Annotated in this window: 11 protein-coding genes and 5 tRNA genes; 5 read left to right on the forward strand and 11 right to left on the reverse strand. The window is 65.2% G+C overall.

Annotated elements, in window-relative coordinates; genetic code table 11:
- Window positions 1–102: 102 nt before the first annotated feature.
- The 3 genes from clpP to LL972_RS02330 all read right to left on the reverse strand — a co-directional run bounded on the left by clpP (window position 103) and on the right by LL972_RS02330 (window position 2406).
- Entirely contained in the window at window positions 103–729 is a 627-nt protein-coding gene (gene clpP / locus LL972_RS02320; protein ID WP_002806026.1) for an ATP-dependent Clp endopeptidase proteolytic subunit ClpP, read from the reverse strand.
- Between the two features lie 98 nt (window positions 730–827).
- On the reverse strand, window positions 828–2120 hold the full coding sequence (gene tig, locus LL972_RS02325) for a trigger factor (RefSeq protein WP_228326245.1): 1293 nt from the start codon (window positions 2118–2120) through the stop codon (window positions 828–830).
- A gap of 201 nt (window positions 2121–2321) precedes the next feature.
- Window positions 2322–2406: transfer RNA gene (locus tag LL972_RS02330), tRNA-Leu, on the reverse strand.
- A gap of 274 nt (window positions 2407–2680) precedes the next feature.
- Between LL972_RS02330 and LL972_RS02335 the strand changes: the two genes are divergently transcribed.
- The gene (locus LL972_RS02335) at window positions 2681–3976 is read left to right on the forward strand and encodes a PAS domain-containing sensor histidine kinase (RefSeq protein WP_228326246.1); all 1296 of its coding nucleotides are present in this window, start codon (window positions 2681–2683) and stop codon (window positions 3974–3976) included.
- A 130-nt stretch (window positions 3977–4106) separates the two neighbouring features.
- Here LL972_RS02335 and LL972_RS02340 read toward each other — a convergent pair whose 3' ends face one another.
- The 5 genes from LL972_RS02340 to LL972_RS02360 all read right to left on the reverse strand — a co-directional run bounded on the left by LL972_RS02340 (window position 4107) and on the right by LL972_RS02360 (window position 5236).
- Window positions 4107–4556, reverse strand: a complete 450-nt coding sequence (locus LL972_RS02340; RefSeq protein ID WP_228326247.1) for a hypothetical protein — start codon at window positions 4554–4556, stop codon at window positions 4107–4109.
- A 216-nt stretch (window positions 4557–4772) separates the two neighbouring features.
- Window positions 4773–4848 (reverse strand) — tRNA-Lys (locus LL972_RS02345).
- A gap of 84 nt (window positions 4849–4932) precedes the next feature.
- A tRNA-His gene (locus tag LL972_RS02350) sits at window positions 4933–5009 on the reverse strand.
- A gap of 31 nt (window positions 5010–5040) precedes the next feature.
- Window positions 5041–5117 (reverse strand) — tRNA-Arg (locus tag LL972_RS02355).
- A 42-nt stretch (window positions 5118–5159) separates the two neighbouring features.
- Window positions 5160–5236 (reverse strand) — tRNA-Pro (locus LL972_RS02360).
- 152 nt (window positions 5237–5388) lie between these two features.
- On the opposite strand from LL972_RS02360, the gene LL972_RS02365 reads away from it, so the two are divergent.
- Window positions 5389–6150 carry a Bax inhibitor-1/YccA family protein gene (locus LL972_RS02365; protein WP_104582303.1) on the forward strand — a complete coding sequence of 254 codons (762 nt, stop codon included), beginning with the start codon at window positions 5389–5391 and terminating at the stop codon, window positions 6148–6150.
- 134 nt (window positions 6151–6284) lie between these two features.
- On the opposite strand, the gene LL972_RS02370 is transcribed toward LL972_RS02365, so the two are convergent.
- The 3 genes from LL972_RS02370 to grxC all read right to left on the reverse strand — a co-directional run bounded on the left by LL972_RS02370 (window position 6285) and on the right by grxC (window position 8363).
- Window positions 6285–7292: an isocitrate dehydrogenase gene (locus LL972_RS02370; protein WP_104532882.1), complete on the reverse strand. Its 1008-nt coding sequence runs from the start codon at window positions 7290–7292 to the stop codon at window positions 6285–6287.
- A gap of 370 nt (window positions 7293–7662) precedes the next feature.
- Window positions 7663–8058 (reverse strand): carboxymuconolactone decarboxylase family protein, encoded by a 396-nt coding sequence (locus tag LL972_RS02375; RefSeq protein WP_228326248.1) that lies wholly within the window; start codon window positions 8056–8058, stop codon window positions 7663–7665.
- Window positions 8055–8363, reverse strand: a complete 309-nt coding sequence (gene grxC, locus LL972_RS02380) for a glutaredoxin 3 (protein ID WP_104582301.1) — start codon at window positions 8361–8363, stop codon at window positions 8055–8057. Before grxC ends, LL972_RS02375 begins: the two co-directional genes overlap by 4 nt.
- Window positions 8364–8451: 88 nt before the next feature.
- Here grxC and LL972_RS02385 point away from each other — a divergent pair, with 88 nt between their 5' ends.
- From LL972_RS02385 to phoR, 3 genes are all read left to right on the forward strand, one after another.
- Entirely contained in the window at window positions 8452–10158 is a 1707-nt protein-coding gene (locus tag LL972_RS02385; protein ID WP_228326249.1) for a M48 family metalloprotease, read from the forward strand.
- A gap of 172 nt (window positions 10159–10330) precedes the next feature.
- Window positions 10331–11020: a phosphate regulon transcriptional regulator PhoB gene (gene phoB, locus LL972_RS02390; RefSeq protein WP_104582300.1), complete on the forward strand. Its 690-nt coding sequence runs from the start codon at window positions 10331–10333 to the stop codon at window positions 11018–11020.
- Window positions 11021–11097: 77 nt separating this feature from the next.
- Window positions 11098–12426, forward strand: coding sequence for a phosphate regulon sensor histidine kinase PhoR (gene phoR / locus LL972_RS02395; protein WP_228326250.1), 1329 nt, complete (start codon window positions 11098–11100; stop codon window positions 12424–12426).
- The last annotated feature ends 65 nt before the right edge of the window (window positions 12427–12491 follow it).

Below are 12491 nucleotides of genomic sequence, written 5' to 3' on the forward strand. Positions count from 1 at the left end.
ACCCGATGCACGGGGGTTCGATTTCGAGAATAGCACAGGGTCGGGAGGACATCCGCCCAGCCCGACCCTGCCGTTTTTCCTGCAATTTCAGCAATCTGGCGATCAAGACGGCTGAATCGACTCTTCCGGACGGCGTTCCAGCACCTGGTCGACCAAGCCATAGGCCTGCGCATCGACCGCGCTCTTGAAGTTGTCGCGCTCGGTGTCGCGCGCAATGGTCTCCAGGGATTGACCGGTGTGCTTGGCCAGAATCTCGTTCAAGCGCGAACGCAAGGTCAGGATCTCGCGCGCATGGATGTCGATATCGGTGGCCTGGCCCTGGAAGCCGCCCAGCGGCTGGTGGATCATCACGCGCGAATTCGGCAGCGCATAGCGCTTGCCGGCCGCACCCGATGCCAGCAGCAGCGCGCCCATCGAGGCGGCCTGGCCGACGCAGATGGTGCTCACGTCCGGCTTGATGTACTGCATGGTGTCGTAGATCGCCATGCCGGCAGTGACCACGCCGCCTGGCGAATTGATGTAGATGCTGATGTCCTTTTCCGGGTTGTCCGCTTCCAGGAACAGCAACTGGGCCACGATCACGTTGGCCATGTGGTCGTCGATCGGACCGACCAGGAAGATCAGACGCTCCTTCAGCAGACGCGAGTAGATGTCATACGCACGCTCGCCGCGGCTGGTCTGTTCGACCACCATCGGCACCAGGTTCAGGGCTTTGGTCACAATGCTCATCAGTCTTCCTGTAGTGGCAGCGGCTTGCGCCGATGCCCGGGTTTGACATCCGCATCCCAGCCATCGGGATGCGGGTTGGTGTCACGCGGTCGTTTACCTTAGACCCGAATGGCGTCCTGGAACGACAGCGGCTGCTCGGTGTGCTGGGCGCGCTCGGCGATCCAGTCGATCACCTGCTCTTCCATGACACGGCTCTGCAGTCCACTCATCAGTTGGGGGTCGTTGCGGTACATCTCAATGACCTGTTCCGGCTCTTCGTAGGTCGAGGCGATCAGACGCAGCGTTTCGCTGACACGCTTGGATTCCAGACGCAGTTCGTTGCGACGGGCCACCTCGCCCACCAGCAGACCGACCAGTACGCGCTTGGCGGCCGCATCCATGAAACCCTGGTGGGCATCGGCCGGGATCTCGCCCGGGTTGCGGCCACTGCGGCGGACCTGCTCGACCTGCTGTGCCAGCATCGAACGGGCCTCGTTCTCGACCAGACGCGGCGGCATTTCCACGTGCGCATAGGCGGCGATCAGCTGCTCGCCCACTTCGCGACGCAGACGGTTCATCAGCGCACCCTTGAGCTCGCGCTCCAGGTTGGTGCGGATGTCGGCGCGGAACTGCTCGGCATCGCCACTCTTCACGCCGAAGCTCTTGATGAACTCCTTGTCCACCACCGGCAACACCGGCTCGGAGACCTCGACCGCCTTGACGTGTACCTGCACGGTCTTGCCGGCCAACTGCGGCACGCGCCACTCGGCCGGGAAATCGATGGTCAGGGTCTTGTCTTCGCCCTTGGCCAGACCTTCCAGGCCCTTTTCGATCTGGTCGAACATCACGCCCGAGCCCAGCACGCTGCTGCCGGTCTCCACGCCCTCGGCAGGCAGACGCTCGTCGCCGGCCTGCGACCAGGTCTCCAGCGCCACCAGGTCACCGACCTGCGCGCCGCGCTCGACCGGGTTCCAGGTGCGGCGCTGCAGACGCAGGTTCTCGATCATCTGATCGATGTCGGCATCGGTCACGTCGGCGGTATGGCGCACCACCGACAGCTTGGCCACGTCGATATCGCCGAAATCCGGCACCACTTCGAAGGTGGCGACGAAGTCGAAATCGCTCTCGCCCTGATCGATGCGCGGATTGCCGGCCAGACGCAGCGAATGCTCGCGCACTGCCGAGTCGAAGGTCTCACGCAGCAGGCCTTCCATCGCCTCGGCACGCACCTGCTGACCGAAGCGCTGCTCGATGACCTTGGTGGGCACCTTGCCAGGACGGAAACCCTTGATGCGCGTGGTGCGCGCAAGTTCGCGCAGGCGGCCACCGACATGCGTCTCCAGGCGCTCCTGCGGCAGGGTGAAGGTCAGGCGGCGTTCCAGATTGCCGGTGGATTCGATCGATGCTTGCATGTTGACTCCTGCCACCGACTGCACAAGCGTCGGCACGAGATGGAAGATGCGGGTTGACGGATGGCGAGAAAGCCGCCGAGCCTTGTAGTTTCGCCGATAACGGCGGCCGCTGCCAGCGGAATACGCGTCACCGCGCCGCGCAATGGAAAGACCCCAGGCCTGCGGCGGGAAGCGGCCGGAACACGCACGGCCGCACTGCATTGGTGCGAAAGGGGGGACTCGAACCCCCACGCCTTGCGGCGTCAGAACCTAAATCTGGTGCGTCTACCAATTCCGCCACTTTCGCGATGCTGCTCCTGCCCGGCCATTGTTGCAGGGATGCCGGGAAAGAAAAAGCATCGCGGGAGCAACGACGCCGCTGAATATCGCCCACGGCTTGCATCCTGCGCGCCTGGACGGACAGCGCGAGCGCGGTTGACCCTGAATCCGACGCGCCGACGATAAACACATTCATCATGCAACTCGGCGCGCACTGGCGTACCTTGCTTCCGCCCGCTAGCGCTGGGTAAAGCTGGCATTCGCTAAAATTCCGTTAACACCAGTGAGAGGCAGTCATCGCGATGAGAGATCGCTATCGGCAGATCGTGGCGCTGTCCCGCGACTGCATCAAGGAGATCGACCTCGACGGGCGGATTACGGCCATCAACATCAATGGCCTGACCGAACTGCGCGCCAGCCACCAGGATCAGCTGATCGCGCGGCCCTGGCGCGACCTGTGGCCGCCGGAGGCAGCCGAGCTGGTAGATGCGGCCATCGCCGGCTCCCGCGCCGGTTCGATCCAGGAATTCGAGGCCGCCAGCGTGAACTTCGCCGGCGTGCGCCAGATCTGGCAGGTCGTCACCAGCCCGCTGTTCGATGCGCTTGGCAAGGTCGAAGCGATCCTGGCGGTGAGCAGGAACATCTCCGACCGCCGGGCGCTGGAGACCGCCTTTCGCACACTGGATTCAACCCTGACCGCAGAGCGCGCATTTTCCAGCGGCGTGCTGCGACTGGCGCGCGCGCGCGAACATTCGCTATCGAGCGAACTGCACAGCCTGCGCGACCTGCAAGAGCGCATCGAAGGCGATCTGGACATTGCGCGCGCCGCGCAGAGCGCTGCCGAAAAGATTTCCGAGCAGGCGCAAAAAGGCGAGGCGGTGGGACAACTGCTGGCCGGCGTGGTGCACGATTTGAACAACGTGCTACAGGCAGCAACCTCGGCCATCGAGCTGGTGGTACAGCGCGCCAGGATCGATGCGCACGACACCAAGCTGTTGAGCGTGGCCGACGCGGCACTTCAACATGGCTCGGTCATGGCACAGCGCCTGGTCGGGTTTTCGCGGCAGTATCCGTACAGCCCCGAATCGGTGGACCTGGCTGCCTTGACCCAACAGCTCGGCCCATTGCTTGAACAGGTGGTCGGTGCCGATCTGCAGTTGCAGGTGCGCACCGCCGAAGGTGGATGCTGCGCCATGGTCGATCGCCACACGGTGGAACGTGCCATCTTGAACCTGGTGATCAACTCCCGCGATGCCTGCCAACGTGGCGACGTCATCCGCGTGGAGACGGGCGACACCGTGGTCGCTGAAGAACAGGCCAACCTGGCCAGGCCGGCCGGGCGCTACGTCACCATTGCCGTGGCCGACAACGGCCATGGCATGGATGCACACGTGCAGGCGCATCTGTTCGAAGCGTATTTCACCACCAAGGATGCCGACAAAGGCGCGGGCCTGGGACTGGCGCAGGTGTACAGCGCGGTCTGTCAGGCGGGCGGCTTTGTCGAAGTGACCTCGGCACCCGGCCAGGGCGCGTGTTTTACGCTGGCATTTCCGCGCATGCAGCAGAGCCAGGCGCCCACGCCCGCTGCATCGCCGTAAGGCGACCACGGCTGCCACGCCTGCAGCCGCTTTGCGCATTGCATCGCATCACCAGCAGGGGTATCGAAAGCGCCGTCCGACGCAACAGGGAACGTCGTCCTGCGCATACTGATGGATGCTGCCCGGCGGCCTATCCCGCGGCCTGGGGCGACACTGTCAGGCGCGACCACATCAGCCAGACAAGCACGGCGCAGGCACTGCCCGCCGCCAGCCCGCACTGCAGCAGCGTCAGCATCACCGCACGATCGGACATCATCGACCAGCCACCGATGATCGCCAGCAGCAGCACCATCACCCCGCCCGAAAGCAGACCGCTCAACGCACCGATGCCAACGTGGGCCAGCAGGTTGGGCCGGCGCCCGCGATACAGCCAGGCGCAGGTGCGCGCACATAGCCATCCCGCGGCAGCGCAGGCAATCACCGGCAACACCAGGCCATACGACCAGACGACGATCGACAACACAGCCTGGAGATCGAGCCGGCTCCACCGCACCAGGCCCAGCAGCCCACCCAGCGGAGGACCGACGATCGCGAAGACGCCGACCTGGCCCAGGACCGAATGCCGCACTACTCCAGACACATCAGCCCTCATTCGCGTTCGCTCGTCCGCGCGTGGGCGGCCAGTGCGATGGCGCACCTGACGCCGCAGGCAAGGCATCACACCGGGCCGAGATGCACACCGCGCTCGTGCGGCCGCCGACCGAGACGACAACAACGCGGCAGCCAATTCCCTGCGCCATCTCTTTCCTCAGCACAAAAAGAAAAGCACCTAGGCTGCTGCCTAAGTGCTTTTGTTTGGTGGGCCGTCAAGGATTCGAACCTTGGACCTATTGATTAAGAGTCAACTGCTCTACCAACTGAGCTAACGGCCCTGAAACTGGTCGCACATTGTATGTGCGTTTTTGCTTCGTTGCAACACCCCGCGATGCATCGGGTCCAACTTTTCCAGCAATCAGTGGGGTGGCTGAGGGGACTCGAACCCCCGACATCTGGAATCACAATCCAGTACTCTAACCAGCTGAGCTACAGCCACCACTGAAACCTACTTCCTACCGCACCGCCGATGGCGCGCCCGACAGGACTCGAACCTGTAACCGCCGGCTTAGAAGGCCGGTGCTCTATCCGGTTGAGCTACGGGCGCCCGGACCGAACTTCGCATTCCCACGCCGTCAAGAGCTGGGAATGGTCGGGGTAGAGGGATTCGAACCCCCGACATCCTGCTCCCAAAGCAGGCGCGCTACCAGACTGCGCTATACCCCGGCGGGACCTTTCAATCCCGAAGGCTGGAAAGGTCGGCTATTTTGGGAATGATTGGCCTTGCTGTCAATCACTCTGTGTAAATTGGACGATCCGGTATCCTCGCACCATCGCTCGCCAAGTCGGCAGGCACCTACATTTCATGGAGAACACGCATGCGTAGCGGCAATCCCGCCCTTCGGGAATCCACCTTCCTCGACCTGGGCTCCGGCGCGGTGGTCACGCGCGACGGTCAGGCGATGACCCTCAACGGTACCGTCAACAAGACCGGCCTGCTGTTGCTGATGGCGGTACTCACTGCCGCCTTCGCCTGGTCGCAATCGATCGGCGCCGATGGCATGCCGCTACCGGCAGCACGCCTGTACATGATCGCCGGCGCGATCGGCGGGCTGGTGTTCGCACTGGCGACCAGCTTCAAGCCGACCTGGGCCCCGGTCACCGCGCCGCTGTATGCGCTGGTGGAAGGCTTCTTCCTGGGTTCGATCTCGGCGGTGTACGAGGCGCGTTTCAACGGCATCGTGTTCCAGGCGGTGTTGCTGACCTTCGGCACCATGTTCGCGCTGCTGTTTGCCTATCGCAGCGGCATGATCAAGGCCACCGAGAACTTCAAGCTGGGCGTGGTGGCGGCCACCGGCGGCATTGCGCTGGTGTATCTGGCGACCATCGTGCTGGGCTTTTTCGGCGTGCGCATTCCCTTCATCCACGACTCTGGCCTGATCGGGATCGGCTTCAGCCTGTTCGTGGTCGTGGTGGCCGCGCTGAACCTGGTGCTGGACTTCGACTTCATCGAAAGCGGCGTCGAGCACGGCGCTCCCAAGCACATGGAGTGGTATGGCGCGTTCGGCCTGATGGTGACGCTGGTGTGGCTGTACATCGAGTTCCTGCGCTTGCTGTCGAAGCTGCAGTCGCGAAACTGAGTGGAGAATCGGGAGTGGGGAATCGCAACAGCGACCCCTTCGCCTGATGGCGTGACACTGGCTTCAAGCAACCCGCTTCCAACAAAGAAAGGGCGCCGTCGGCGCCCTTTCTCTTGTGCGACCTACCGGCGCGCTCAGAGGCGGCTGGCGATGGCCTTGGCGAAGCCCATGGTGTTGCCGGTGCCGCCCAGGTCGGGGGTCAGCGCATCCTTAGCTTCCAGGGTGGCCACGATCGCTTCGCGCAGGCGCTCGGCGTTCTGCGGCTGACCGATGTGGTCCAGCATCTGCGCGGCACCCAGCAGCAATGCGCACGGGTTGGCCTTGCCCTGCCCTGCGATGTCCGGCGCCGAGCCGTGCACGGCTTCGAAGATCGCCGCGTCCACACCGATGTTGGCGCCCGGGGCCAGGCCCAGGCCGCCGACCAGGCCGGCACAGAGGTCGGAGATGATGTCGCCGAACAGGTTGGTGGTCACGATGATGTCGAACTGTTCCGGACGCATCACCAGCTGCATGCAGGTGTTGTCGACGATCATTTCCTGGAACTCGATTTCCGGGTACTGCGCGGCCACGTCGCGTGCCACCTTCAGGAACAGGCCCGAGGTCGACTTGATGATGTTGGCCTTGTGCACCGCGGTGACCTTCTTGCGGCCGGTGGCGCGCGCCAGGTCAAAGGCGTAGCGCACGATGCGCTCGGAGCCCTTGCGGGTGACGCGGGCGCCGGAGAACGCGGTCTCGCCATCCTCGGACACGGTCTGGCCTTCGCTCAGGTAGGCACCCTCGGTGTTTTCGCGCACCGTGATCAGGTCCACGCCATCGGCGAAACGCGACTTGGTGTTGGGGAACGACTTGGCCGGACGCACGTTGGCATACAGGTCGAACTTGCGACGCATGGCCACGTTGATCGAGCTGAAGCCCTCGCCGACCGGCGTGGTCAGCGGGCTCTTCAGTGCCACCTTGTTCTTGGTGATCGAGGCCAGGGTGGACTCAGGCAGCAGATCGCCGTGCTTTTCCAGCGCGACCAGGCCAGCGTCGGCGTACTCGTAGGTCAGGCCAGCCTGCAGCGCGTCGAGCACGAACAGCGTGGCATCCATGATCTCCGGGCCAATACCGTCGCCGCGGATGACCGTGATTGTCTGCGTCATAACGTTGGGTTTCCGAACTTGAAGGGGGGAGCGCCAGCCGCAATACCCGGCAGAGCGGCGCAAGGAGGTTTCACAGGCAATTATGCCCGATGCCGGTGAAGGCGCCCAAACCGACCTTGGTCTAAGAGCGGCCCGGATGACTGCTGCGGAAACCCGGTGCAGTCAGTGGCATCAGACAACCGCAGTGCGCGCCCGCAGCCTCCAGGCGCACCAGGACCCAGCGTGTGGAGGCGCTCTGGACGCACCGCCCTAGCCTACGGCCGGCACCGGACAACCAGAGCGCACAAAGTCTGTGCCGCCGACTAGGGCAGCACGCGCGCGCCCGCTTTTACGAATCCCGAATCACCACTCCCGACTCCCGCTCGACACATCAATCGTGCGCATGCTGCGCCGGTGCCTGGGCGCCGCCCTCGAGCTGGTCGAGGAAATCCACCGCCCGGCGCAGATGCGGGATGACGATGGAGCCGCCGACCACCAGGCCGACCGAGAAGGTCTCGAAGAACTCTTCGCGGGTCACGCCGGCCTCCTTGCACTGGGCGACGTGGTAGCTGATGCAGTCGTCGCAGCGCAGTACCATCGAGGCGACCAGGCCGAGCAGTTCCTTGGTTTTCACGTCCAGCGCGCCGGCCTGGTAGGTCTGGGTGTCCAGCGCGAAGAACCGGCGCACCACCTGGTTCGGCTCGGCCAGGATGCGCTGGTTCATACGCTGGCGAAATTCGGTGAACTCGCGCAGACGGTCGTCGCTGCTGGCCTCATGCTCACTCATGCCTGGCCGCCTGCAGTGCCGGCCAGCAACGGTTCGAGCTTGCCGGCCCGGTGCATGGCCATCATGTCGTCGTAGCCGCCCACATGGACGTCGCCGACGAAGATCTGCGGCACGCTAGTGCGCTTGGCCAGCGCGACCATCTTGTTGCGCTCGGCCGGGTCCAGGTCGATGCGCACCTCGGTCCAGGTCCGGCCCTTGCTCTTGAGGAAGTTCTTGGCCGCCACGCAGTACGGGCAGATCGCAGAGGAATACAGGGTGATCTGCGGGCCGGCGGCCGCATCCTGCACATTGGGGTCTTGGCTCACGGGAAACTCCGCGGTTGGTCTGAGGTCTGACAATGGTACCGGGCGACTGGAATTTCCATGTCGTCACCGCAACACTGTGGATTAACCGATGATTCACGCCATCGCGCCGTGCTGCCCGCATGCTCCGCGCATTACCTGGGAGTTCCACTTGCGCCTGCTACCGCTCGCCACTGCCCTCACGCTGGCCGTTGTCATGGGCGTAGCACCCGCGCAGGAAAACCGCCTGCCCGACATCGGATCGTCCGCCGGCGAGCTGCTGACCCCGGCGCGCCAGGCCGAGTACGGCAAGATGATGCTGGCCGAGTTGCGCAACTACGACTACGTGCTGGACGACCCGCTGATCACCGACTGGCTGCAGACCATGGGGACCCGGCTCGGCGCCAACAGCGACCAGCCGCAACAGCCGTTTACGTTCTTCATGCTGCGCGACCGCCAGATCAACGCCTTTGCCACGCTGGGCGGCTATATCGCGGTCAATGCGGGGCTGGTGTTGACCGCCGAGCGCGAGGACGAAGTGGCCGCGGTGCTGTCGCACGAAATCGCCCACGTCACCCAGCAGCACGTGCTGCGTGGGGTGGAGCGGGCGCAGCGCGACCAGATCCCGATCCTGCTGGGCATGCTGGCAGCAGTGGTCGCCGCGCAACAGGCCGGCGGCAATTCCAAGGGCGATGCCACCATGGCCGGCATCACCAGCGCGATGGGGCTGATGCAGCAGCGCCAGATCGACTACACCCGCTCCAACGAATCGGAGGCCGACCGGCTGGGCATCCGCACGCTGGTGCGCAGCGGCTACGACGTGGATGCGATGGCCGGCTTCTTCGAACGCATGTCGGTGGCGATGCGCGCCAACGAGGGCGGCTACAGCGCACCGGATTTCCTGCAGACCCACCCGGTCACGGTCACGCGCATCAGCGAGGCCAAGGCCCGCGCCGAGCAGATGAAGAAGAACACCGTGGTGCTGACCACCTCGGTGCCGGGCGGAACGCGCCAGGAACGGGTGGACCCGGCCGACCCGTCGCTGTCCGAACCGCTGAGCCGCAACGGCAACGCACTGCTGCCGTATGCGCTGCGGCTGCCGGTGGATGCACTGAGCCGCGGCGGCGACCAGCAGAACTTCGACTGGGCCAAGGAGCGCCTGCGCGTGCTCAGTGCGACCACGCCGGATGCGGCCATCCGCGAATACGAGACCCTGCGCCGCAGCGCCAAGCACGGCCTGACCGATGCCCAGCGCTACGGACTGGCATTGGCGCGCCTGCGCAACAGCGGCGGCCGGCCGAGCGAGCCGGTGGCCGAACTGACCAGCCTGCTGGAGGCGCATCCGGATAATTTGTGGCTGACGCTGGGCCTGAGCGAAGCGCAGGCGCGGGTGGGCCAGCGCGAGGTGGCCAATGCGCGCTTCGACGCGCTGCTCAAGCAACTGCCGAACAACCGCGCGGTGGCGCTGACCTATGCCGGCGCGCTCAACGAGCAGGCCAGCAAGGAGTCCGGCCAGCGCGCGCGTCAGGTGCTGGAACCGCTGCTGCATCGCAGTAGCGACGATCCCTTGTTGCAACAGACCTACGCACGCGCCTGCGAGCTGTCCGGCGACCATCTGCGCGCCAGCGAGGCCTATGCCGAATCCGCGTATTTGAATGGACGCGCGGAACAGGCCCTGATCCAGCTGGAAGCGCTGAAGAAGAAAGATCTCGACTATGTGACACGCGCACGGGTGGATGCACGCATCGCGGCGATCACGCCAACCGTGCTGGAGCTGCGCCGGCAAGGGATTCGCGACCCGGATCTGTCGACCCGCTAGCGGTTGTGACAATGGGCGCAACGGTCATACCGGCGTGCGCCGAGGCGTCCCGCACTGCGCCCGCCACCGGTGCAGGCCGCTGTTGTCAAGGGCGCAGTCACCGGGCATGTCACATTAAAGTCACAAAACCGTAGTCTACTGGCGATCACCAAAGCCAGACGGTAAGCCCCGCGTGCAAAAACGCATTCTGATCGTCGATGACGAACCCGCGATTCGCGACATGGTGGCGTTCGCGCTGCGCAAAGGCGAGTTCGAACCCATCCATGCCGGCGATGCCCGCGAGGCGCAGACCGCCATCGCCGACCGCGTGCCGGACCTGATCCTGCTGGACTGGATGTTGCCAGGCACCAGCGGGCTGGATCTGGCACGGCGCTGGCGCAAGGAACAGCTGACCCGCGAGATTCCGATCATCATGCTGACCGCGCGCGGCGAAGAGAACGACCGCGTCGGTGGCCTGGAAGCCGGGGTCGACGATTACGTGGTCAAGCCGTTCTCGGCGCGCGAGTTGCTGGCGCGCATCCGTGCGGTGATGCGCCGCACCCGCGAGGACGACGAAGACGGCAGCGTGTCGGTGGGCCGCCTGCGCATCGACGGCGCCGCGCACCGGGTGTTCGCCGGCGACGCGCCGGTGCCGATCGGCCCGACCGAATACCGCCTGCTGCACTTTTTCATGACACATCCCGAGCGCGTGTACACGCGCACCCAGCTGCTGGATCATGTCTGGGGCGGCAGCGTATACGTGGAAGAGCGCACCATCGACGTGCATATCCGCCGCCTGCGCAAGACGCTGGAACCGTTCGGCCTGGAAAACATGGTGCAGACCGTGCGTGGCTCGGGCTACCGTTTCTCTTCGGCAACCTAGTGGTTGCCGCACAGCCGGTCGGCCGCACAGGCCGGCCTGCTCGCACGCCCATCTGACGCTCCGTGGTAACGCCTTCCATGCCTCAACATATCCGTTCCGCCTGGCTCAAGACGCTCGGCACCCTCGCGCTGCTGTTGGGTGCTGCCGTGCTGGTCGGCGTGCTGATCGAGCATGTGTGGATGGCATTGACGCTGACTGCCCTGGGCGTGCTGGCCTGGCATTACTGGCGGCTGCGCCAGGTGCTGCGCCGCCTGACCGCCCGGCAGCGCGCCGAACCCGCCGCCGGGATCGGTGCATGGAACGAACTGGACCGCCTGCTGTATCGCAGCCAGGCCGAGATGCGCGGGCGCAAGCGTCGCCTGATCGAAATGCTGCGGACCTACCGCGCCGCCGCACAGGCGTTGCCGGATGCGGTGGTGGTGGTGGATCGCAACAGCCAGCGCGTGCAGTGGTTCAACCGGGCCGCGGGTGGCCTGCTGGGCCTGCATCATCCGGGCGACATGGGCGTGTCGGTGGTGGAGCGGTTGCAGCCGTTGCCGTTGGCGCACTGGCTGGCGGCCGGCCGCAATGCCGAACCCATGCTCGACGCCGCCTCGCCGGTGGATCCGGATCTGCGCCTGAACCTGCGCCTGATCCCCTACTCCGACGATTACTGGCTGCTGGTGGCGCGCGATGTCAGCAAGCTGCTGCGGCTGGAGCAGGTGCGCCGCGACTTCGTGGCCAACGTCTCGCACGAACTGCGCACGCCATTGACGGTGGTGCATGGCTACCTGGACATGCTCGACCCGGAAGACTTTCCCGATTCGGGCCCGATGCTGGCCGAGATGCGCAAGCAATCGCAGCGCATGGCGCAGCTGGTCGAGGATCTGCTGACGCTGTCGCGGCTGGAATCGCAGGAAGAACTCGGCGAGGAACACGTGGCGATGGCGCCGATGCTGTCGACCCTGCGTCGCGAGGCCGAAGCGCACAGCCAGGGCCGCCATACGGTGGAAGTGTTCGACGAGGCCGGCGTGGACCTGCTCGGCTCCAACAAGGAACTGCACAGCGCCTTCTCCAACCTGGTCACCAATGCGGTGCGCTACACGCCCGGCGGCGGCAGGGTGACGATCCGCTTCGTGCGCGAGGGCGACGGCGCAGCCCTGGCGGTACGCGACACCGGCTACGGCATTCCCGCCTCTCATCTGCCGCGCATCACCGAGCGCTTCTATCGCGTGTCCAGCAGCCGCTCGCGCGAGAGCGGCGGCACCGGGCTGGGGCTGTCGATCGTCAAGCACATCCTGGGACTGCACCAGGCGCGCCTGGAAATCGAAAGCGAAGTCGGACGCGGCAGCGAATTCTCATGCCATTTTGTCGCTGCGCGCGTCGTACAGCGCGATCAGTCCCTGCCACTGTCACGTTCGGCGTGATATGTAAGGGGTGCGCGCCGCAACGCGGTGCGATGCCCGCGCGCCGGACGCGCTGCATTGCCTGC

This window comes from Xanthomonas campestris pv. asclepiadis (assembly GCF_020784175.1).
Classification (GTDB): Bacteria; Pseudomonadota; Gammaproteobacteria; order Xanthomonadales; family Xanthomonadaceae; genus Xanthomonas; species Xanthomonas campestris_D.

Coding starts and splice junctions, on each gene's coding strand:
- clpP (WP_002806026.1), bottom strand. CDS start 729: ATGAGCATTGTGACCAAAGCCCTGAACCTGGTGCCGATGGTGGTCGAA.
- tig (WP_228326245.1), bottom strand. CDS start 2,120: ATGCAAGCATCGATCGAATCCACCGGCAATCTGGAACGCCGCCTGACC.
- LL972_RS02335 (WP_228326246.1), top strand. CDS start 2,681: ATGAGAGATCGCTATCGGCAGATCGTGGCGCTGTCCCGCGACTGCATC.
- LL972_RS02365 (WP_104582303.1), top strand. CDS start 5,389: ATGCGTAGCGGCAATCCCGCCCTTCGGGAATCCACCTTCCTCGACCTG.
- LL972_RS02370 (WP_104532882.1), bottom strand. CDS start 7,292: ATGACGCAGACAATCACGGTCATCCGCGGCGACGGTATTGGCCCGGAG.
- LL972_RS02375 (WP_228326248.1), bottom strand. CDS start 8,058: ATGAGTGAGCATGAGGCCAGCAGCGACGACCGTCTGCGCGAGTTCACC.
- LL972_RS02385 (WP_228326249.1), top strand. CDS start 8,452: ATGATTCACGCCATCGCGCCGTGCTGCCCGCATGCTCCGCGCATTACC.
- phoR (WP_228326250.1), top strand. CDS start 11,098: ATGCCTCAACATATCCGTTCCGCCTGGCTCAAGACGCTCGGCACCCTC.